This window comes from Fodinibius salicampi, assembly GCF_039545095.1.
GTDB lineage: Bacteria > Bacteroidota > Rhodothermia > Balneolales > Balneolaceae > Fodinibius > Fodinibius salicampi.
On sequence record NZ_BAABRS010000001.1, the window covers coordinates 745723 to 770445 of the forward strand.

The 24723-nt window shown below is 43.7% G+C and carries 14 protein-coding genes; 12 read left to right on the forward strand and 2 right to left on the reverse strand.

Translation table 11 applies throughout. The annotated features are described in order from the left end of the window. Positions 1–8: 8 nt before the first annotated feature. Positions 9–1049: a 2-dehydro-3-deoxygalactonokinase gene (locus ABEB05_RS03065; protein ID WP_265787419.1), complete on the reverse strand. Its 1041-nt coding sequence runs from the start codon at positions 1047–1049 to the stop codon at positions 9–11. Beyond that, a complete protein-coding gene (dgoD, locus tag ABEB05_RS03070) occupies positions 998–2152 on the reverse strand; it encodes a galactonate dehydratase (RefSeq protein WP_265787420.1) in 1155 nt (384 codons plus the stop codon). Before dgoD ends, ABEB05_RS03065 begins: the two co-directional genes overlap by 52 nt. A 476-nt stretch (positions 2153–2628) precedes the next feature. Between dgoD and lacZ the strand changes: the two genes are divergently transcribed. From lacZ to ABEB05_RS03130, 12 genes are all read left to right on the forward strand, one after another. Next, positions 2629–5766: a beta-galactosidase, LacZ type gene (lacZ, locus tag ABEB05_RS03075; RefSeq protein ID WP_265787421.1), complete on the forward strand. Its 3138-nt coding sequence runs from the start codon at positions 2629–2631 to the stop codon at positions 5764–5766. A gap of 228 nt (positions 5767–5994) precedes the next feature. After that, the gene (locus ABEB05_RS03080; protein ID WP_265787422.1) at positions 5995–7632 is read left to right on the forward strand and encodes a sodium/sugar symporter; all 1638 of its coding nucleotides are present in this window, start codon (positions 5995–5997) and stop codon (positions 7630–7632) included. 32 nt (positions 7633–7664) lie between these two features. Next, positions 7665–8849, forward strand: a complete 1185-nt coding sequence (locus tag ABEB05_RS03085; protein ID WP_265787423.1) for a galactokinase — start codon at positions 7665–7667, stop codon at positions 8847–8849. A gap of 21 nt (positions 8850–8870) precedes the next feature. Beyond that, complete coding sequence (locus tag ABEB05_RS03090) at positions 8871–9914, forward strand: UDP-glucose--hexose-1-phosphate uridylyltransferase (protein WP_265787424.1); 1044 nt, start codon at positions 8871–8873, stop codon at positions 9912–9914. A 138-nt stretch (positions 9915–10052) separates the two neighbouring features. Then, positions 10053–10823 (forward strand): 3-keto-disaccharide hydrolase, encoded by a 771-nt coding sequence (locus ABEB05_RS03095; RefSeq protein WP_265787425.1) that lies wholly within the window; start codon positions 10053–10055, stop codon positions 10821–10823. A gap of 174 nt (positions 10824–10997) precedes the next feature. After that, positions 10998–11606, forward strand: a complete 609-nt coding sequence (locus tag ABEB05_RS03100; RefSeq protein ID WP_265787426.1) for an RNA polymerase sigma factor — start codon at positions 10998–11000, stop codon at positions 11604–11606. Between the two features lie 250 nt (positions 11607–11856). Then, entirely contained in the window at positions 11857–12921 is a 1065-nt protein-coding gene (locus ABEB05_RS03105; RefSeq protein ID WP_265787427.1) for a FecR family protein, read from the forward strand. A 63-nt stretch (positions 12922–12984) separates the two neighbouring features. Further along, positions 12985–16395, forward strand: coding sequence for a SusC/RagA family TonB-linked outer membrane protein (locus ABEB05_RS03110; protein WP_265787428.1), 3411 nt, complete (start codon positions 12985–12987; stop codon positions 16393–16395). Between the two features lie 21 nt (positions 16396–16416). Further along, complete coding sequence (locus tag ABEB05_RS03115; RefSeq protein WP_265787429.1) at positions 16417–18219, forward strand: RagB/SusD family nutrient uptake outer membrane protein; 1803 nt, start codon at positions 16417–16419, stop codon at positions 18217–18219. Between the two features lie 246 nt (positions 18220–18465). Continuing rightward, entirely contained in the window at positions 18466–22140 is a 3675-nt protein-coding gene (locus ABEB05_RS03120) for a CRTAC1 family protein (RefSeq protein ID WP_265787431.1), read from the forward strand. Between the two features lie 76 nt (positions 22141–22216). After that, positions 22217–23209, forward strand: a complete 993-nt coding sequence (locus tag ABEB05_RS03125; protein ID WP_265787433.1) for a formylglycine-generating enzyme family protein — start codon at positions 22217–22219, stop codon at positions 23207–23209. A gap of 72 nt (positions 23210–23281) precedes the next feature. Further along, on the forward strand, positions 23282–24619 hold the full coding sequence (locus ABEB05_RS03130) for a Gfo/Idh/MocA family protein (protein WP_265787435.1): 1338 nt from the start codon (positions 23282–23284) through the stop codon (positions 24617–24619). Positions 24620–24723 lie beyond the last annotated feature (104 nt).

Here is a 24723-nt window from a genome sequence, read left to right on the forward strand (position 1 = left end):
TGATTCGTTTAGTCGTTTATCATTTGATTTAGAATAATACGCTGACCGGCCGAAGTGATATCTTCCTGTGGATTTAACTCCGGTATTATATAATCTAGTCCCAACACATCCAGTGCTGTTTTATAATAGAGCGTTAGTTGGCTGTCGCCCCATAGAACAATATTTTCAGTCTGACTAATACACAGTTCATTTAGTTCTGTCCCGATGAGCAGGCCGCTCAGAAAGTCGTAATTATCAGTTGGTTCTGAGCTGTTGAGAAGATCATTTGCCCGGATCGTAAACAACGAATGCAGCAAATTTTCCTCCTGTGCTAGTTTGATTCCTTTTTTAAAACTTTGTTCTGGGTTCAGTACCTCACCTTTCTCGACAGAGTTCGATAGTATACTTTTTGAAGATATTAAATCAAAAAGCTCTCCGGTCATATAGGTTTTAAATGCAGTGATGAAGTTTTCTTTGACAAAAACATGCTTGCTATGTGTCCCTGTCAGGAGGAAACATCCGGTTTCAATATTCAATTTTGAGGCAATACCCAAGAGCTGTGTCTCTTCTCCTCGCATTACATCCTTCGATGAGCAAACTCCGGATATTAGATAGATATCATATGAGAATTGGCGGGTTTTCTTTATGAATTCCACGTTCAGCTTTGGTTTGCTTAGGGATATAGGGAGTTGGGTGTAAGAGAGTTCTTTCATCCCGATACTTGAGGAACCCATCCCGGATAAAACCAATGGCAATGAGGCCAGATCCTTTTCTGTCTGCTTTGACAACTCTGATATTTGGTCATTTAAAAACGATCGGTAAAAATCGATTCTGCTTAAAGTTCCCCGGTATTCAGACCATTGTTTGTACAGTTCCTTAATACCTGCAGCATTGGAAATTTCAACAAGAGTCTTTCCGGAATCCCATTCCAAAAGTTTCAGCCGAAAGGAGGAAGTGCCCCAGTCGCATCCAAGGAAATATGAGTCGGTATGTGGGGTAGTTAAATTCAGGGAAGAGGTTACCATTCGCTTATGGATCCATCTTCGTGCCGCCAAACCGGATTGTGCCAATCATGACCTTCTTGGGCAGCTTCCTTTACCTTCTCTTCATCGATCTCAATTCCCAGTCCAGGCAGGTTATTTCTTTTTATATAGCCGTTCTCAACCTCGAATACTTCGGGATTGGCAAGGTAATCCAACAGATCCATGCTGTCATCATGATAGTGAATGCCCAGGCTTGTTTCCTGTATCAAGGCATTGGGGCTGCAAAAATCAAGTTGAAGGGCAGAGGCAAAGCTTATAGGTCCGAGGGGACAGTGGGGAGCAATTGCCACATCATAAGCTTCTGCAATGGCGGCAATTTTCCGGGTTTCCCAGATACCTCCGGCGTGACTTAGATCCGGTTGTATAATATCAGCATATCCGTTTTCCAAAAGTGAGCGAAATCCTGATCGTCCGAATAGCCGTTCGCCGGTAGCAATGGGAGCTGTGGTACACCGGGAGATTACTTTCAGGGCCTCCAGATGTTCAGACAAAACCGGTTCTTCAATAAACATAGGTTTTACCTGCTCCAGTTCTTTAACGAGATTTTTAGCCATCGCCTTGCGAACTCTTCCATGGAAATCCAGTCCAATGCTGACATCCCATCCCAAATGCTCTCGGATATCCGCTATTTTTTGAACGATATTTGATATCTGTTTCGGAGTTTCAAGCCATTCTACGTTGCCCACAGCGTTCATCTTTACATGCCTAAAACCGGCTTCCTGACGCTGCCGTATAGCTTCAATCAATTCTGAAGGCTTATCACCGCCAACCCAAGAATATACTTTCATTTTATCTCTTACTGGGCCACCTAACAATTCATAGACCGGAACCCCGAGTGTCTTCCCCTTAATATCCCAGAGTGCTTGTTCAATACCCGAAATCGCACTCATCAGGATGGGGCCACCCCGATAAAAACTTCCTCTATAAAGTGTTTGATAAATATCTTCTATATGACCGGGATTTCGACCTATTAATACCTCTTTGAATTCTTTCACTGCGGCTGCAACCGTATCTGCTTTTCCCTCAATAACTGGTTCGCCCCAGCCGACTACCCCATCGGAAGTAGTGATTTTTAGAAATAACCATCGCGGCGGAACCTTGTAGAGATCAATTTTTTCGATTGTGCTCATTTAATAGGAGAATATTGGATTTTTTCACACCTTTGAATTTATTACTGTCTTTATATAAAATATTTTTTTTAATAGTCAAATACTTTGGCTTAGAATATGAAGTCCGCTGATACTCATCTGTTTATCTTTATTGCGGGTAAAACGGTCAGAATATGGATACATCAGGAATGGTAGTTGATACAAATGATAATGTCCTTTAAATGGGATTAACGTTGTATTGACTTCAGGAACATCGTTATTGTAGTGAAATTATTTTTTTTATACATAAAATATGTATGTTTAAAAGGCTCGATGTTTTAGGAAATTTTATAAATACTTTTCGAGGCTTTCGGGACAGAGTATTTAGTATAAATTCTTTCTTTTATACTCCATTGAGTATGAGCAGGGATTTCTTAGCCGAATGAGAATTAAATTTTAAATCTCCCTGCGAATTATATTTAGTAATCATCACTGACAAAGATCTTTTACAGATAATTATGAATATCCAATCAATATCTATAGGTACCTGTATGCTATTTTTCAGCTTTGTTGGAAATCTAATTGCGCAAACATCAGAGAATAACTGGGAAAATCCTGAAATGATTGGTGAGAATAAGATAACAGCACATGTAGATGTTATTCCCTTTCAAAATGAAGAAGCTGCTAAAGAAGGGAATTCCCGAAAATCGGCCTATTATCAGTCGTTAAATGGAGAGTGGAACTTCAAATGGAGTAGAAATCCCGACAAACGTCCTGCTTCTTTCTACAAGAATGATTTTGATGCCTCTGGTTGGAGTAAAATTACTGTCCCTGGAAGCTGGCAGATGCAGGGCTTTGGCACCTTGCTTTATACAAATACAAACTATCCGTTTAAGAAAGATCCGCCGAACATACCTTCGGACCATAACCCAGTAGGTTCATATAAGACTACTTTTTCGGTACCCGAGTCCTGGAATGAGAGGAAAGTTATTCTGCATTTCGGTGGGGTCTCATCGGCCATGTATGTCTGGGTGAATGGCGAAAAGGTTGGATATTCTCAAGACAGTAAACTGCCTGCAGAATTTGACTTGACTTCTTATCTACAGAAAGGAGAAAACACCCTCTCTGTAGAGGTATATCGCTGGTCGGATGGGAGTTATCTTGAGGATCAGGATATGTGGCGTATGAGTGGACTGCAACGCGATGTATATTTATATGCTAAGCCTAAACTTAATATCAGTGATTATCACGTAAGCGCAGAGTTAGATTCGGATTTTAAAGACGGACTTTTAGCTCTTGATATTATGGTGCAAAATGAGTCCGACAGTAATCAAAATAGCGAGATTGGTTATCAACTCCACGACTCTGAAGGAAATATAGTAGCCTCATCAAATAAATCAGTTTCCTTGGAGGGAGAGGCTTCAGCTACCGTATCTTTTAGTGAGAGCATTAATAATGTGCAGCGGTGGTCAGCAGAAAAACCCAATTTATATACGTTGTTGCTTAATATTTCAGGGGGCTCATCAGAACCAGAAATCATATCCCACCAAGTTGGATTTCGGACAGTCGAAATCAGGGATGGACAGTTGCAAGTTAACGGGGAACCGGTACTTTTGAAAGGCGCTAACCGCCATGAACACGACATGGTTAAGGGACATACGATGAGCCGTGAGGACATGCTTGAGGATATCAAAAAAATGAAAAGAGCGAATCTTAATGCTGTTCGTACGGCCCATTATCCGCATGATCCGTACTGGTATGAGTTGACAGACAAATATGGACTTTATGTTGTTGATGAGGCCAATATTGAATCCCATGGAATGGGAGTCTATGATTATCCGGAATATGGATACCGCATGAGTAATGAGCTGGCAGAAGATCCAAAATGGGAAAAAGCTCATCTGCAGCGAATAAGCAGAATGGTTGAACGAGATCGCAACCACGCTTCTGTAATTATTTGGTCTTTGGGAAATGAAGCAGGAGCGGGAGAAACTTTTGCCAAAGCATACGACATGGTGCACGAAATCGATGGCAGTCGTCCCGTACAGTATGAACAGGCATGGACCGACGATTATACAGATATTGTAGCTCCCATGTATCATCGAATTCATCAGATGAAAGAGTTTGTGGAGTCCGGTGATCCTCGCCCCATGATTCTTTGCGAATATTCACATTCAATGGGAAATAGTACCGGTAATCTGGTTGATTATTGGAATCTTATCGAAAATCATAAACAGCTACAGGGAGGTTTTATTTGGGACTGGAAAGATCAGGGTATTCTTAGCAAGTTACCGAATGGATCGGAGTATTGGGCCTATGGAGGCGCTTTTGGTCCTGAGGATACACCCTCAGATGGTCCATTCGCTTTAAATGGGATTCTATTTACAGATGGATCTCCCACACCAGCGCTCGAAGAGGTAAAAAAAGTTTATCAGTATATTAAGTTTTTACCAACGGATCTTAAAAATGGAGTTATAACTATTGATAATCGGTATCAGTTTACGAATTCCGATGATTTTATTTTTGAATGGGAGATTCTTAAAAATGGAGATAAAATAACAGAAGGCATTATCGACTTGAATACTTCCATAGAAGCTGGTGATAAGAAAGAAGTAAATATTCCGATAAAAAATATAGAAGTAGATAATACTAAGGAATACTTCTTGAATATTTATGCAAAGACAAAAAAGGAAACAGAACTGATAGACAAAGGATATACTCTTGCCCGCGAACAATTCCTATTACCTTTTGAACACGAAGTACCTAAATTCAGTAATAAAAAGAATAAAGAGCTTTCAGTATTTGAGTCGGACGAAGAGATCCGCATTGAGAATGACGAGTTTACAATCATTTTTGACCGTCGTAAAGGATTTCTTAAAGCTTATATATACCAGGGACAGCACCTCATACAGGATGGGTTGAAGCCCAACTTCTGGAGAGCACCTACTAGCAACGATGCGGGTGATGGGTTGCCGGAACGAGCATCGGTATGGAAGAATGTTGAACAGCATAGAAATTTAATGGATATCAATACTGAAACCGGCCCGGATGGCAGGATTATGATCTCTACCCATTCTGTTTTAAAAAATACAGGCTCTATTTTTGATGCAGATTATATTGTCTATGGAGATGGTTCCATACAAGTGCAGGCTTCTTTTGAGGCGGCGGCTGATTCCTTGCCGGAATTGCCGAGAATGGGGATGAGTATGGAACTGCCCGGAGAGTTTAAAAATATGGAATGGCTGGGTAGGGGACCCCATGAAAATTATCCGGATCGTAATACGAGTGCATTTGTAGGGCATTACTCTGGTACGGTCTTAGAACAGTTTGTTCCCTATATGACGCCTCAGGAAAATGGAAACAAAACCGGTGTGCGCTGGATGCGATTAGAAAATGATGAGCAGCGAGGGTTGATAGTAAAAAGTTTATCAGAACCTTTGAATATCAACGCTCATCACTATCGTACAGAAGATTTAGAGGGAGAATTAGATTATTATTATCAAGTGCCAACACGAGACCTCGTAGAGCTCCATATTGATCATAAGCAGCGCGGAGTAGGCGGAGATAACAGCTGGGGAAACATGCCACTGGATAAATATCGTCTCCTGGATAGCCGATACAGCTACGACTTCATTGTAAAGCCAATTAGGAAGTAGATGCGATCAATAGGAGGAGCAAAAGGCTTTATGACTGCTGATATCTTTATTGAAAAGTAAAATACTTGAAAGTTATAAAAAGTATTTTATCTTGCCCGAAAATGTTAGCGATAACAATAAAGTTTTTATTCAATTTTTTTGCATTGCAGATGATACTTTTTCAAATTGGGTACGATTATCAAAATAATTACAAGAGCTCCTTTCATTCAAACTATTAGTTAACGCTACATGGAATTTTCCACGATTGACACGATTGTATTCTGCGGCTATGCCTTACTCATTGTTGGGCTTGGCCTATGGGTTTCGCGGGATAAAAAAGGCCATCAAAAAAACGCCACCGATTACTTTCTGGCCGGCAAATCCCTTCCGTGGTGGGCTATTGGCGCCTCCCTGATTGCGGCCAATATATCGGCCGAACAAATTATCGGGATGTCAGGCTCCGGCTTTGCCGTGGGACTGGCCATCGCTTCCTATGAGTGGATGGCGGCAGTCACCTTGATTGTGGTCGGGAAATATTTCCTGCCAATCTTTATCGAAAAGAAAATTTTTACCATCCCGGAATTTGTCGAGCAGCGGTTCAATACCACCCTTAAAACCATTTTGGCGGTGTTCTGGATTGCGCTGTTTGTCTTTGTCAACCTCACGACGGTGCTTTACCTGGGCGCACTGGCTCTGGATACCATTATGGGCACCGGCGATGGGAGCTTGATGATCTATGCTCTTATCGGCTTGTCTGCCATTGCTGCGGCGTATTCGCTGTATGGAGGGCTGGCCGCGGTGGCTTGGACCGATGTGCTGCAGGTGGGGCTGTTGGTGCTGGGCGGGTTTGTCGTCACCATTGCCGGCCTGTACAACGTGACGCCTGAAGGCGGGGTTGTGAACGGGCTGTCCCATATCTATGATGTGGCAGGCGATAAATTTACGATGATTCTGGACCGATCCAATCCCGAATTCGATAACCTGCCCGGTATTGCCGTCCTGATCGGTGGCATGTGGGTGGCCAACCTGTATTACTGGGGGTTCAACCAGTATATCATCCAGCGAACGCTGGCCGCAAAATCGCTCAAAGAATCGCAGAAGGGGATTATCTTTGCCGGGTTTTTAAAATTAATTATCCCGCTGATTGTCGTCATTCCGGGTATCATTGTGTACGTACTGTTCAACCAGCCCGAAGGGACTACACAGATCCCCGGCGTCGTGGATGCCTTCACCCAGCAGGATGGAAGTATTCAATACGATAATGCCTACCCATGGCTGATGAAGATCTTTTTAACCCCGGGGTTCCTGGGATTGGTTGTCGCCGCACTGGCCGCGGCTATTGTTTCGTCCATGGCGTCCATGCTGAATTCGGTCGCCACCATATTTACAATGGACATCTATATCCCGTATGTCAACCAGAGCGCAACGGACCGGCAAACGGTGAACATGGGGCGCATTTCTGCCGCTGTGGCGCTGATTACGGCCGCGTTTATGGCCCCGCAATTGGACAACGTCCCGCAGGTATTCCAGTACATCCAGGAATACACCGGCATGGTGAGCCCGGGCATACTGGCGGTATTTTTGATGGGCCTGTTCTGGAAGAAAACGACCGCTAAAGGAGCGATTTATGGTGTATTAGCATCCATTGTTATTGCCGTATTCTTAAAAACCCCGGCGGTCCAGCTACCCTTCCTGGACCAGATGTTTTATACCCTTATTAGTACCATTGCCATTATTGCAGGGGTAAGCTTAACCACTAATCCCCATGACGAAGATCCGAAAGCGATCCATACCACCGCCGATATGTTTAAAACCAGCCCTGCGTTCAATATAGGGGCCTACGTTATTCTCATATTGGTGGCGATGCTATATGCCATTTTCTGGTAATCACGACCTTACAAGTCATTAGTTAGAAATACATGCAAGACATTATCCAAAAGATAACCACGGAATTTACCAACCGCTTTGGGGAGGATTATACCCTGATTAAATCGCCCGGACGGGTGAATCTCATCGGCGAGCATACTGATTATAACGGGGGCTTTGTTTTGCCCGCCGCCATCGACAAGAGTATTATTTTGGCCTTATCGCTAAATAGTACGGATGAGTGTCGTCTTTTTTCGTTAGACAAGCAAGAAGCATATGAAGCGGATATTGCGGGAGAGATTCGAAAATCAGAGAAAGCATGGCCCAATTACCTGCTGGGCGTTGTAGACCAGCTTCGGAAACATGATTATGAGGTGAGCGGTTTCGATTGTGTGTTTGGCGGAAATGTGCCTATTGGGGCTGGCATGTCCTCCTCGGCTGCCCTCGAAGGCGGTGTACTGTATGGGTTAAGGGAACTATTTGATTTGGATATTGGCCCGTTGGAGATGGCAAAAATGGCCCAAAAAGCCGAAAACGAGTTCGTGGGCGTGCAGTGTGGGATTATGGATCAGTTTGCGAGCCTGAACGGCCGGGAAGGATATGCGATCAAGCTTGATTGCCGGTCCCTGGAGTTCGAATACGTGCCGTTTTCCCAGGAGCAGGTGCGAATTGTGCTGTGCGATACCGGCGTGCGGCGGGAACTGGCGTCCTCGGAATATAATGTGCGTCGCGAGCAGTGCGAGGAGGGAGTGGGGGTACTGCAAAAGTTTGACGCCTCAATAACAAGTCTTCGTGATGTCGAGCTGGCCTTCCTGCTCAGGCACCAACAAGAGCTGGATCCCACCGTCTTTAAGCGCTGCAAGTACGTGGTGGAAGAGAACAAAAGAGTAATCCAGGCCGGGAAAGATTTAGCCCAACATGACCTGGAGGCTTTTGGCCAGCGGATGTATCAGTCCCACGCCGGCCTTCGATTTGCGTATGAAGTCAGCTGCAACGAGCTGGATACGCTGGTGGATATCGCTCGCGATACGGACGGTGTATATGGGGCCCGAATGATGGGCGGAGGGTTTGGGGGCTGTACCATTAATCTTGTTGACCGGGCGCAAGTAGCGGCTTTTACCAAGCGTATTAAAAAAGAATATGCCGAGAAAATGGGGCCGGAGATTGATATATATCAGACGAACGTTTCCCGGGGCACCCATGTGATGGCCGAAACCCAAGTTGATATTAGGAATTAAGGAACTAAGAAAAATCCCGTTATGTCTTTAGATCTATCAAATGACCCACATCGTCGATATAACCCGTTAACAGGGGAGTGGATCCAGGTCTCGCCCCACCGGGCCAAGCGGCCCTGGCAGGGCAAACAGGAGGAGACGCCGGGCGAGCAGAAACCCAAGTATGATCGGGAGTGTTACCTGTGTCCCGGCAACGACCGGGCCGGCGATGCCCGGAATCCGGACTATGACTCTACCTTTGTATTCACCAATGATTTTAGCGCCCTGAAACCAGAGACTCCTTCGGAATCGCTCAATACCAGCGATCTGCTGATAGCCCAGGGAGAGAAGGGGATCTGTCGGGTCATTTGTTTCTCGCCCCGCCACGACCTGACCCTTCCCGAGATGGCCCTCCCGCAGATCAGAGAGGTTGTCGATCTTTGGGTGGAGGAATACACTCAGCTGGGCAGCCGGGAGTACATAAACTACGTGCAGATCTTTGAGAATAAAGGGGAGATCATGGGCTGCAGCAATCCGCATCCGCACGGACAAATATGGGCCCAGCAGACCATCCCCGACCAGCCGGCCAAAGAATTAAAGCAGCAAACACAGTACTATGAAGAGCATGGCCAGACCCTGCTCGGGGATTACCTGGATCTGGAGCTCGAGCGGGGCACCCGGGTGATCGTAGAAAATGATCACTTCGTGGTCGTCGTACCGTATTGGGCGTTCTGGCCGTTCGAAACCCTGCTGATAAGCCGCCGTCCGTTTGCCCGGTTTACCGATATGAGCAGGGAAGAAAAAGAGGCCCTGGCTGATATTACCAAACAGCTTACCGTCCGGTACGATAATCTTTTTGAGGTTTCTTTTCCCTATTCGGCGGGATTCCATCCGGCGCCCACCGACGGGAATGGGTATCCGCAGTGGCATTTCCACCAGCACTACTATCCGCCGCTGCTCAGGTCGGCGACCATCAAAAAGTTCCGGGTGGGCTATGAAATGCTGGGCACCCCCCAGCGCGATATGACGCCGGAAGCAAGCGCGGCCCTGCTGCAAGAAGTATCGCCGGTCCATTACAACGAAAGGTAAAGGTTCACCTCAAAGGATACATTTTCTTTTTTATGAAAAAAATGAGGCGAAATTCGAAAGATAATTATAATATTATCATTGCATTTTATATATAGAACCAGTTCTTTTACAGATGAAATTTAAATCTTTATTGAAATTATGCTTAACAGAACAATCTTCACCGTTACCGCTTTTATAATTTTCACCATATTTATTTCCGTTTCTGTTTCTTGTGCACAGGAACAGGAGATGCAACCGGAGGATACCGAAGTATGGGAACCTGTCCCCCCTAAAGTTGATCCCGGTTCCTTTACAAAATTGCCTCCGCCGTCTGATGCAGTTGTTCTGTTCGATGGAGCCAATTTTGACCAGTGGGAACATACAGATGGAGGCGGTAAGCCGGAATGGAAAATTGAAGACGATCATATGACAGTGGTCGCGGGAACTGGTAGCATACAGACGAAAAAGGATTTTGGCTCAGTTCAGCTTCATATCGAATGGCGTTCTCCTGAAAAAATAGAAGGAGAAGGGCAGGGCCGGGGTAACAGCGGCGTATTTTTTCAAAACAGATATGAGGTACAGGTACTGGATGCCTATGAAAATGAGACCTATGTAAATGGAATGGCCGGAAGTATTTACAAACAGCATATTCCAGAAGCAAATGTGGCCCGCAAACCCGGTGAATGGCAGAGTTATGATATTGTATTTATCGCACCTGAGTTCTCTGATGACGGTAGCCTGGAGTCACCAGCCAGAGTTACGGTATTTTGGAATGGGGTACTCGTTCAGCATGACGTAGAATTGGAAGGTCCTACCGAATATATAGGTCACCCCAGCTATGAAGCCCATGGAGAAGCTCCTATAACGCTACAGGACCATAGTAATCCGGTTAGCTTTAGGAATGTTTGGGTACGTGAACTGGACAAGTAATTTTAAAATCACCTCTAAGTAATTCTATTTTAGATAGTCTTTGGCACTTTAGGCACATTAAATTGGCTTATTTAATGTGCCTAAGTTGTTGAAAGTGTTGAAAAATATTTCTATAGTTTTTCATAGGGGTTTAAAAACTGAAAGGGCATAAGTAAAATATAGGATTAGTATTTGATGAAAGGTTACAGATCAGACGATAAATATGAAGATTGGTCCTGCCAAAGGGTTTGGGAACAACTCCAGGAAGGGGATCTGCAGGCTTTAAGGAGCCTTTTCCTGCGTCATCATAATCACTTGTTTGATTATGGAATGCAAATAACTTCTGATCGCTTTTTAGTCGAAGACTGTATCCATAATCTTTTTTATCGAATTTGGGAAAGCAGGGAATCTTTAGGAGAAGTGATCTCAGTTAGATCATATCTATGGATATCTTTTAGGCGTGAACTTTTCAGATCCGCAAATAGTAATGAGCCTGAATTCCTGACCAATACCATCCAGAGCTATACTCCTGAGATAGGTTTTGAAACGGAAGAAATGATGACCGTAGAGGAAAGAAGGGGAGAATGGAATTCCTCTTTGCAAACCGCGATGAACAATTTATCGAACAGGCAACGGCAAGCTATTTATTTGAAATATTTTAATGGAATGGGATACGATGAGATCCAGCAAATCATGTCCATCAATTACCAGACGGCTCGAAATTATATTTGCAGTGGAATTAAAGCTTTAAAAATTCATTTCCAACATATGGACAGAGAAAAAATCCCTGAACAATTTTCATGATATTTCATTTTCTTACATAAATATAAAGGGATATCTATTTTGCCTGTTTTAGTAATTAATAGAAAAGTTCGCACAGCTCGTAAATTTCATTAAGTTTTATTTTTACTTTGAATTCATTATTTGGGTTAAAATGCCTTTTAATAGGCGTAAAGGGTGAAAGTTTTTTGAAAAAAATTTGAGTACAAATAGAAAAAATTTCTTCTTTATTAGCTAAGGATCAGTTACATTTATTTATTATTGCTTTTATAAAATGAAAAAAACGATTTCCTCAGTTGAGGATTTACTTTCAGAACCATCATTCAGAAGATGGGCTATAGGAACTGCTTCAGAAGAAGAGGCAAAAAAATGGGATCAGTGGTGTCGCCGGAAAGAAATTAACAGGCGACACGCAAAGGAAGCTCAGGCAGAAATTTTGGGGTTGCAACCCGATGAAACCGATAATAACGTTAGTGCTGAAAATTCCTGGAACAATTTAGTCCATAAATTATCACGGAATGGTAATCGATTGCATCGGCAGGTACGACCAATAGTCTGGGGGTACCGGACCGCTGTTTTATTTCTTGTTATCGCTATCACAACTTTCATTGTGTACCAATTTAATTTAAATATCGTTGACCATACCGAGGTAAAAGAAATAGCTACTAAGAAGATCAGTACTGAATATGGAGAACAAAAAACACTGTCACTTACCGATGGTTCACAGATAACCCTGAATGCGAATTCTTCACTGAAATATCCCGAGAAGTGGCAGCAAAATTCAAAAGTAAAAGTTCAATTAACGGGCGAAGCCTATTTTTCTATTTCAACTGATGATTTTAGTAAGGGTTCAGAATTTGTGGTTTCTACACCGGATGGCAATGTAAATGTTACCGGAACCCGCTTTGTGGTAGAAACCGGTAAGGATAATACACAGGTAGTTTTGGAAAAAGGTTCCGTAAATATTGCGCAAGCCCAGAATGATAGTGGCGATAATAATCAGGAAATGGTTGAACTGAAACCGAATCAACTTATCTCTTTTAGCCGTTTTGATAATGAAACCAATATCAGAAGAGTTAATCCTTTAATCTATACCTCCTGGAGAAATAAAGAATTGATACTCGAAAGTACACCCTTTTCAATGGTGGCATCCAGAATCAGTAAAACATATGGGGTAGAAATAAAGGCCTCTGAAAAACTTTTGAACCGGAAACTTTCCGGATCTATAAACTTAAAAAGTCTTGACAATGTGATGGAATCTCTCGCAGAAGTAATGAAGATAGAAGTCATAAAATCAGGACGCACTATTTATTTAAACAATAACCCTAAACAATCCTAAATGCTAAACATATATCAGTTACCAACTGTTGACTAATAACCTTCTAATCGAAGAACCTAACATATGAAAACTCTTAAATACATTATAGCAGTGCTCTTTATTTGCAGTGCTGTTGTACCATCCTTACAGGCTCAGGAAGTCCAGGGAATAAGTCAGGTACTCCTTACGGAGAATAATACTACTGACGACCGAAAGGCCTTACAAGCCGGTACTTCCTTAGACGACGCATTGAATATTATAGAAAATAGATACAACGTATCTTTTCTCTATGAAGATCATGTAACAAATTCAAAGATGATATCTTCAGATATTGAGTTATCTGATAACGTTATCAGCGTTATACGGCAAACGTTAAAAGAACATGCTCTTGAACTACAGCAAATTGATGATCGTGCTTTTGGCATTACATCGGTAGAGGTAGTTGAAGATAATAACGAGCAGCCGGAAGCAACGGTAACAGGAACAGTAACCGACAATAATGGAGACCCCTTACCCGGTGTTAACATTAGTATTCAGGGGACGACCCAGGGTACGACTACCGGACCTCAGGGGAGTTATGAACTCGATGTTCCTTCCCTGGAAGAAACACTCGTATTTTCTTTTATCGGTTTCCAGCGCCAGGAAATTCCACTTAACGGACGTGAAACGCTCGATGTCCAAATGGTTCAGGAAACCTATTCCGGTGATGAACTGGTTGTTGTGGGTTATGGTACACAAAAACGTGAAACCTTAACCGGCTCGGTTAGTGCTGTTGGAGGAGATGAACTTCAAAAAACACCCGTTACCAATACCTCTAACTCTATAGGTGGTAAATTGCCTGGTGTGGTGACAATAACCAATAGTGGTGAGCCCGGTTATGATGGTTCTACCATTCGTATCCGAGGCCAGCATACACTGGGTGATAACAGCCCGCTCATCGTCATTGACGGTGTTCCCAGCGATGCCGGATCACTTGACCGGCTGAATCCTCGGGATATTGAGGATCTGACGGTATTGAAAGATGCTTCAGCAGCTATTTATGGATCCCAGGCTGCTAACGGGGTAATTCTGGTTCAAACGAAGCGTGGAAGCGAGGGTGCTCCCGAGTTGACTATTGATTTCAACCAAGGTTTTAACCAGCCAACACGTATTCCTAATATGGCGGATGCCCCAACCTATCTTACCATGTTGAATGAGATAGATCGGTACAGAGGAAATGAACGTCGATATTCTCAGGAAGAAATCCAGCGTCACGAAAATATTGAAGAGCAGGATCCTTGGTTATATCACGATACTGACTGGTTTGCCGAGGCATTAAAGCCTGTATCTCTTCAAACACAAGCAGATGTATCTATGGCTGGTGGTAGCGAAAACATGCAGTACCGTCTTTCATTAGGTGCACTTACTGAGGACGGTTACTATCAAAATAGTGCTACTCAGTATAATCAGTACCAGTTCCGAAGCAATATTGACGGACAGGTAAATGAGAATATTAATCTGCAGTTTGATGTGAGTGGTCGATTTGAAGACCGTAATTTCCCGACTCAACCAGCCGGAGCAACCTTCCGTATGCTGATGCGTGGAAAGCCACAGCTTCCTGCCTATTGGCCCAACGGATTACCAGGTCCTGATATTGAAAATGGTCAAAATCCTGTTGTTACGGGGACTGATGCTACTGGATACGATCAGGATGATCGGTATTATGTTAATACCAATCTCGTAGCAGATATTGAAATTCCCGGGGTTGAAGGCTTGGGTGTTCGCGGGACCTTCTCTTTTGACAAGGAATTGCGTGAACGTAAGCAATGGCTGACTCCATGGACGCTTTATGGCTTTGATGAAGCAGGCTACCGAGCTAATGGAGGAGATCCCGCACAATACTTAACCGGCGCCTCACGACCATCCGGTCAGGAGCCCCAGTTAAGTCAGTGGAGTGAAGATAACTATAACGTTCTTGTCAACGCGGTAGTCGAATACCAGCGTGACTTTGAAAATCACTCTATTAGTGTTCTTGGAGGTGCTGAACGCCGACAGGCCAAAAATGCATATATGTATGCCTTCCGCCGCAATTATATTTCACCAGCTATTGACCAGCTGTTTGCCGGTGGAGAAGAACAGCGCGCCAATGATGGGAGTGCCAGTAAAGAAATTTGGCAAAGTCTCTTTAGTCGTGTTAACTACGATTACCAGAGCAAGTACTTAATTGAATTGGTAGGGCGTTATGACGGCTCCTACATTTTCCCTGAAGGCGACCGTTATGGATTCTTTCCCGCGGTTTCTGTTGGATGGAGGCTGACTGAAGAAGAATTCTTTAGAAATAATGTAGGCTTCTTTGATAACCTTAAAATTAGAGCTTCATGGGGACAGACCGGTAATGACCGCGTAGCTCCTTATCAGTATCTTGCCAGTTATGGATTCGGAGGTGGTTACATCTTTGGTGGTGGTACAGAAGTACCCAGCTTATACCAAACACGGACCCCGAACCCAAATATTACCTGGGAGGTTGCTAACCAGTTCGATGTCGGACTTGAAGCTTCTATCTTGGATAACCGTCTCTCTTTCGAGGTCGATTACTTCGACTATTTGAGAGAAGATATTCTCACGCAGAGAAATGCTTCGGTTCCTCAAACTTCAGGACTTAGTCTTCCGGAAGAAAATATAGGTAGAGTGTCAAGTTACGGAGTTGATGGTTCTATTAATTGGAGCGACCAGGTCAATGAAGATTTCATTTATGACATCTCGTTGAACGCTGGATGGGCCACCAACGAAATAGAATTCTGGGATGAAGCTCCCGGAGCGCCCGAATATCAGCAATCTACCGGAAGTAAGATGAATACCGGTTTATTCTATGTTGCTGACGGTATCTTCCAAAACCAAGAAGAAGTGGATAGCCGTCCAAGCTGGCCCGGCGCCCGACCTGGAGATGTCATCTTTAAAGACATCGATGGTAACGGTGAGATTAATGCTGACGACCGTGTACGGTCCGACCGCAATAGCATCCCTGAATGGACTGGAGGTATAACATTCTCCGCTTCCTATAAGCAGTTTGATTTCACTGCTTTCTTCCAGGGTGCTGCCGGTGCATCGCAGTACATTCAGACCGAATCAGGCGACTTTGGTAACTACTTTAACCAGTTTGCCGAAAAACGATGGAGACCCTCAGAGGATGACCACATGGTACAGCATCCCGACCAGGATCATGCGGAAGGCCCTCGTGCATTCCAGCGTACAGAGGAGTACTGGATATCCAATGGGAATACCTATTTCTTCAGAAATACAGACTATATTCGACTTAAAACGTTGGAGGTAGGTTACAACATGCCTACAGAGCTGACCAGCAAGATTGGCATGCAGAATATGCGCATATACCTCAATGGATTTAACCTGCTTACCTGGGACTCTTTCGGTCTTATGGATCCGGAGACACAGAACGGTGCAGGTTCCTACTATCCACAGAAAAGGGTATTCAATGCTGGAATCTCTTTAACATTTTAAGTACTTAAATATTAGATAACTATGAAAAACTTAACTTATATATCAACCTTACTTTGTGTGATGTTACTGGTCATAACGGCCTGTGATGTCCAGGAAGCGTTGGATCAAGAGCCGTTAGATCAGATTTCTGAGGAAGCGGTTTGGGATGATCCGGCACTTATTGAGGCCTATGTCAATGATATCTATCTTGGTATGGGCCACGGTCTGTACGAAGTGATGTTATCTTCGGCTGCAGATGAAACACATTTTACCCACGGATACGGTATTCCGGATATCGTGGAATCAAATATTACTCCAAGTAACCGCGGAAGCTTTGCAAGTCGTGGAGACTATAACCACTGGGATTGGCCGGATCTCTACTTTCGCATCCAGCAGGTAAATACCCTGCTGAGCGAAATAGAGGACTCAGCGATTGAAGACCAGGCAATTATTGACTCCTATGTTGGACAGGCTCACTTCCTGCGTGCCTATTTCTATCATAATCTGCTACGCATTTACGGTGGCGTTCCTATCCTTACTGAACCAGCATCCCTGGATGATGAGGATTTGACCCCCGCGCGTAATAGTTTTGCGGAGACGGTAGACTTTATTGTTCAGGAGGCTGAATTAGCTGCTGAACGTCTTCCCGTTACTCAAAGTGGAGATGATTTAGGACGCGCCAGTGGTGGTGCTGCTTTAGCACTTAAATCGCGTGTACTGCTGTATGCTGCCAGTGATCTCTTTCACCAGAATCCAAGCGGCATGGCTGTAACCGGTTATAGTGGAGCTGATCAGCAGCAGATGTGGCAGGATGCCAAAGATGCTGCTCAGGCAGTGATGGACTTGGGAGCTTATAACCTCTTTCGTCCGAATCCAGCCAGTGCTGAGGAAGCAAGCCAAAATTATCATGAACTGTTTCTTACCGAAGCACCCAGTAACCCTGAAACCATTATGGAGCGTTATTTTATAGAAACACGCGATGATGGTCACAATCCGGGGCTGGATAATGGGCCCAATGGCTATCACAACTGGGCTGGAAATACACCTCTTCAGAATATCGTAGACGACTACGAGATGGCCGATGGCTCTGAATTTGACTGGAGTAATCCGGAACATGCGGCTAATCCTTATGAAAACAGGGATCCTCGTTTAGAGGCCTCTATTCTTCATGATGGTTCTGATTGGGTTCAAAGACCTGCAGATGCCGTACAATATGACGGTGACAATATTGTCCAAACCTTTAAGCAGCTTGAGCTTCCAGACGGAAGTGTGGTACCGGGCGTAGATACCCGGGATGGTCCTATTGAGGATTGGAACGGTAGTTACACCGGATATTACCTGAAAAAGTTTATCCGGGATGACATGCAGCATGGAACAAGCGGTAAACAGGAAGGATCCTGGATCTTTTTCCGATATACGGAAGTACTGCTTAACTATGTGGAAGCTTCTATTGAATTGGGCGACTACGCAGATGCGCGTCGGGAGCTCAACAAAATCCGTACACGTGCAGGTATGCCGACTTATGATGCTACAGTAACCGGAGATGAGTTAATGGAAGAATACCGCAATGAAAAGCGTATTGAAATGGCCTTTGAAGAACAGCGCTATTTTGATGTGCGTCGCTGGATGATCGCTCCTGAGGAAATGAATGAAACAGCTAAAAATATCATCATTACCGCTGATGGAGAAGAGCAGGCTGACCGTAGTACCTATTCAAACTATACATACGAAGTTGGTACACAGGTACCGGGCAACAGAGCCTGGGAAGACAAGATGTACTTCCAGCCTATACCATTTGAGGAGATGAACCGTAACGATGAGTTGGTTCAGAACCCCAATTATTAATCTTAGTTAACGATTAGATATTATTTGCTTGTGTTATCCGGCTTGGAACAGGGATTTGCCTTTGGGCAGGTCCCCGTTCCCTCCGGAGGCACAAGCATTTAATATTTTAAGCATATACGTAGCACCTATTTTATTTCACTTCATTTTATTTTTTCAAGAATAATAGCGCCATTTCTTGGTTTATATTATATATCAATCTTTTTATAACCCATACCGCATTTTTGTTCACGCTTCCATCCATACTCAATGATTGTTAACCAACTAAAAAGAAATTTTACCTTTGTACTATTTACTGTAGTACTCTTTTCTGCTTGTACAGGCACTACCGATATACAGTGGAATGAGGAAGAGGGCTACCAATGGGCGGAAGTATCTCCGGGATATTTTGGGAATACAGGATTTACAGAAATTGAACCCTCACAAACCGGAATCGATTTTACAAACCAGGCAAGTGTAGAGAACATAAAAGAGAACCGTAATTTTTTGAATGGATCGGGAGTTGCCTTGGCAGATGTTGATGGGGATGGGCTCATCGATATCTATTTTGCTCAGCTCGAAGGTTCCAATAAGCTCTACAAGAATTTAGGGGGTTGGGAATTTGAGGATATTACTGAAAAAGCCAATGTTGCTTTAGAAGACTATCATTCTACGGGAGTTGTTTTTGCAGACGTCAATGGCGATACCTATCCAGACCTATTGACAACCTCCCTCACAAAAAGGAACGAACTCTTTATCAATAATGGTGACGGGACCTTTAGCAAGAAGGAGAACAGCGGTCTGAGTTCATCGCAGGGTAGTAATACAATGGCACTGGCCGATATCGATAACGATGGCGATCTGGACCTTTACATCTCGAATTTCAAATTAAAATCGGCCCGAGATATTTATTCTGCGGAGGAATTGTCCACTGAAAATACCGTTCAAAAACAGGGGGATTCCCTTGTCGTGGTACCTCCATACGACGAATACTACGGAATTATTGAGACGGAAGGACAGTCATATCGTAATGAATACGGAACTAAAGATGACCTTTATATCAATGAAGGTGACGGAACCTTTATAAAAGCCGATGACCGCGAATACTTTTTTACATCCGATGGGGAGGAACGCGGTCTTTCCCGAGATTGGGGATTGACGGCGAAGTTCCATGATATTAATAACGACGGTTATCCTGACCTGTATGTTGCCAATGATTTTTGGACCCCCGATCGTTTCTGGATTAACAGGGGAGACGGAACTTTTCGAATGATAGATAGAAATACCATACGGAGCATGAGTTTTGCCTCCATGGGCGTAGATTTCTCCGATATCAACAGAAACGGACATACAGACTTTTTGATTACTGAAATGCTAAGTAGTGTACATCAAAGAAGGCTGCGTCAATATGCGGAACATCTGGATCCTATTGATGGACGCCCCCAGTACAATAGAAACTCCTTTTATTTTAACAGGGGAGACAATACCTTTGCAGAAATATCCAACTACAGTCAGCTGCCAGCTTCCGAATGGTCGTGGGCTACTAATTTTTTAGATATAGATCTGGATGGTTACGAGGATGTTATTATTGCCACGGGCTATGGATATGATTACCAGGATATCGATACCCAAATCGAGTTAAATAAGAATAGCATGCAGGGCCGGTCGGGAGGAGCGGATGCCGTGAGCTATCCCCCTTTGCCACTGAGAAACAAGATGTACCAGAATAACAAGGACCTCACTTTTGATAATAAAAGTGAGGAATGGGGCTTTAAGGAACAGGATATTTCTCTTGGACTTGCCATTGCAGATCTGGATAATGACGGTGATCCTGATTTTGTGACCAATCGTTTTAACGAGCAGGCGGCTCTTTATGAAAATAACACCAATAAAGATAGAATAGCAGTTCGTTTAAAAGGTTCAGGGAATAATACGCATGCTGTTGGTGCGAAAGTTAAATTGGAAGGTGTTTCGGATATTGCCCAAACTAAGGAGATAGCGGCGGGCGGGAGCTACGTCTCTGGATCAGATTATCAGGTATTCTTCGCTGCTGAGGAGGGCACAAATCATACGTTGACCATAACCTGGCCCGGCAACAATAAAATCTCGACTATAGATAGCGTTAAGGCAAACAGGATTTATGAAATTGATCAATCTGAGGTTCCTTCAGATAATATTTCGGAACTGGAGAGAAAAATATCCGAAGATCCATTATTCACAGATGTTTCGGATGATATTAGTCATATCCACCATGAAGACCCATATAATGATTTCAATGTGCAGCCATTACTTCCCTTTAAGGTAAGTCAACTTGGGCCAGGAGTTGCATGGGTGGATTATGACGGAGATACAGATGATGATCTTTTAATCGGCTCCGGAAAAGGAGATGGGCTGGCACTATTACAGAATGAAGGAAATGGGGAATTTAATAGGGTTAGCAACAATCCTATAACAGAAACAGCATCCGGAGACCAAACATCCATTATCAGCTGGAAGGAGTCCGATACAGTTCATCTAGTTGTCGGAAGCTCAAATTTTGAGCAGGGCGATCCCAATGTACCTTCCACTTTTCATTATGAACTGCAGGATGGAGAGGTGATCGGAGAATCAACTATTCCCGGAATACTATCGACTACAGGGCCGTTAGCAGCGGCCGACTATAACGGTGACGGTACCATAGACCTGTTTGTGGGTGGAAGGTTTAATCCCGGACGTTATCCTGAAGATGCTTCTTCAAGGCTTTTTGCTAATAATAATGGGGATTTCCAGCTGGATAAACGGAACTCTCAAAAACTACTGGTATTCGGACTGGTAACCGGTGCCGTGTTCACGGATTACGACGGTGATAGCGATCCCGATCTTTTGATAAGCAGGGAATGGGATAGCTTGGTTTTGTTTGAAAATAGAGACGGAGTCTTTCACGATGTAAGTGCCGAAGTTGGATTAGAATCGTATAAAGGATGGTGGAATGGAGTTGCCACCGGCGACTTTAATAATGATGGACGTCCCGACTTCATAGCGACGAATATTGGTCAAAACAGCGCTTATCAATTAAAGGATTCAAATCCATTGAAGTTATTCTATGAGGATTTTAACAATAACGGGAAGCTGAACATCGTGGATGCCTACTATGAAGAAACGTTGGGAGGGTATGTACCCCGCCGAAAGCTTTATGAGCTTAATTCGATACCCTCAGTTTTGCAATATGTTAATTCTCACGAAGAATACGCACAGTCATCTGTTGATCAAATTTTCGGCAAGAACTTTGATATTGTCTCCAGTAAAGAGATATCGACAATAAAGCACATGCTGTTTATTAACTCAGAAAATGGATTTGAAGCACATCCGCTCCCAGTGGAAGCTCAGCTATCAGCAGCATTTCATCCAGCAATAGCCGACTTTGATAATGATGGGAACGAAGATGTTTTCCTGTCTCAAAACTTGTTCACCTTTCCAGGTACTATTCCCAGAATTGATGCCGGCCGGGGACTTCTACTAAAAGGGGATGGTACAGGAAACCTTAAACCTGTTCCAGGACAGGTAAGTGGTATAAAAGCGTACGAGGATCAGCGGGGAGCGGCGGTCGGAGATTTTAACATGGATGGCAAGATCGATCTTGTTGTCGGGCAGAACGAAGATAAAACTAAGCTATATCAAAACAATCAGTCTAAAAGTGGACTAAGAGTCAAATTAGTGGGACCTCCTGAGAATACAAGTGCTGTTGGATCAAAAGTTCGGGTCATTTATTCTGATAATACAAAAGGACCACTTAGAGAATTACAGGCAGGCTCAGGTTATTGGTCCCAAAGCAGCTATACACAGGTCTTGGGTTATGCTAAAGACGTTAAAGAACTGGAAATTCAATGGTACGATGGCAGGTCTAGCACAGTTGAAGTAAATCCCGACAAAAGGGAGCAAACTATTACATATTCTAAACTCTTTTAGATTGCTTATTCATATAATCTTTAGTAAGATAATTTTTATTAATTACTGTTTGAACTAATAAATATTTCATTTTCTTATGTTTGAAGCGCGATACGTAACGTTGTTTTTCTTTTTGATGTTTCTTTCTGGCAATGCATTTTGTCAGGATTTCACCCCTTATGAAGAGCAAATACCCAATTCTGAACAGTCCATTCAAATGGTCCCGATTGAGGGCGGAACCTTTTTAATGGGAAGTCCGAAGGGTGAAGAAGGACGTGATCCCGATGAAGGTCCACAAAAAAAGGTAAAAGTGGATTCCTTCTGGATGGGAAAATATGAAATAACGTGGCAGCAATATGATCTGTTTGTTAAAGAAAAAATTCAGAATGTACGCAATAAGGTTTCCAGTGCAGAGGGAGAAGTTGAAATTGAAGCCGATGCAGTGTCTTTACCTACGCCCCCTTATATCGATATGAGTTTTGGTATGGGCCGGGAGGGCTTTCCGGCTATTAATATGACAAATTATGCCGCCATAATGTATGCCAAATGGTTAACGGCACAGACTGGTAATTTTTATCGTCTACCAACCGAAGCTGAATGGGAATACGCCTGTCGTGCCGGTAATAATACGGCTTATTCTTTCGGAGATAATCCTGAAGCTATTGGAACCTATGCCTGGCATAAAGGAAATAGTGAAAGAAAATATCATCAAATTGGCTCCAAGGAACCCAATGGCTGGGGACTTTATGATATGCAAGGAAATGTGGCCGAGTGGACGATGGATCAGTACAAAGAAGATTATTTTGAATTACTGGAAGGAAGTCCGGCAGATAATCCTTGGTTTAAACCCGAAACACTTTATCCCAGGTCGGTCAGGGGAGGGAGCTGGAAGGACGATCCCGAAGAATTGCGATGCGCGGAACGGGAAGGGTCAGAAGCCAGATGGAAACAACGTGATCCTCAGCTTCCCCGTAGCCTCTGGTGGCTCACTGATGCACCTCATGTGGGATTCCGCTTGATTCGACCTGAAAATCCACCTTCTGAAGAGGAAATGGAGAAATATTGGATCGAGGCAATGGAAGATATTTAATAATGTAACTATTTGGGATTAATAGAATTACAGATATAAATTAATGTAACCTAAAAGTAAAATATACCGACTATGGCTCAACAAAACGATGACACAAAAAATGGAATGTCCCGCAAAGATTTTGTCAGAAATGCTTCTCTGGCAGCTGGAGGCGTATTCTTAAGTACCTTTCCGGCAATGGGAGGACAGCGAAATAAAAGTAATGAAATGCTAAAAATTGCTCTTATCGGCTGTGGCGGACGTGGTACCGGTGCCGCTAACCAGGCGTTAACCGCAGATAGCGGTAATCAATTAGTTGCTATGGCTGATGCTTTTAGAGATCGTCTTGATGATTGCTATGAGACGCTGTCTAAAAGGTATGGAGATACGGAACAGCTTAATGTTCCGGAAGACCACAAGTTTACCGGCTTTGATGCCTATAAAAAGGCCATTCAGCTGGCAGATGTAGTAATTTTAGCCACACCTCCCGGTTTTCGTCCTGTTCACTTTGAGGAAGCAGTTAATGCTGACAAGCATGTGTTCATGGAAAAACCACTGGCTACGGACGTTCCCGGCATACATAAGATTTTAGAGGCCGGAAAACTGGCTGAGCAAAAAAATCTTAATGTAGTAGTAGGACTGCAGCGCCACTATCAAAACAGCTACCGGGAAGTTTCCAAGCGCGTACATGGCGGAGAAATTGGTAGCATTGTCGGTGGACAGGTCTACTGGAATAGTGACGGTGTTTGGGTCCGTCCTCGCGAAGATGGCCAGACCGAGATGGAGTATCAGATGCGCAACTGGTACTATTTTAACTGGCTTTGCGGAGATCACATTCTGGAGCAGCATATCCACAATATCGATGTTGCCAACTGGATGATCGGTGAGTATCCGGCATCAGCTCAGGGCATGGGTGGACGTGAAGTGCGTAACGGTAAAGAGCACGGTCAAATATTTGATCACCATTTTGTTGAGTTTACATATCCCAGTGGTGCCGTTATTGCCAGTCAGTGTCGTCACCAGGAGGGCACTATGAACCGGGTTTCTGAATTCTTCCAGACAACCGAGGGGACTATTGATACAGCTGGTGATAGGGGAATTATTACCAGCTGGGATGGGGAAACCTTGTATGACCACAATGCTGATGGAGATATCAATCCCTATCAACAGGAGCATAATGAGCTCTTTGCAGCTATTCGAAATGGCGAGGTCATCAATGATACTGAACGGAGTGCCAAGAGTACACTTACGGCAATTATGGGTCGTATGGCAACCTATTCCGGAGATGTGATTAGCTGGGAAGATGCCATGAACGGTTCTAAGAAGCTTGTGCCGGATGCACTTTCCTGGGATTCCGAGCCTCCCGTTACTCCTGACGAGAATGGCAATTATCCTGTGCCGGTTCCCGGAGTAACAGATGTATTGACCTAAGGAGCCTTTCTAATCTTATATTATGTTACTGTCCGTTTATTGATAACGGACAGTGACTATTTTCTATCTCCTTTTAGAATTCTAACCATTAGTAAAAAATAAAT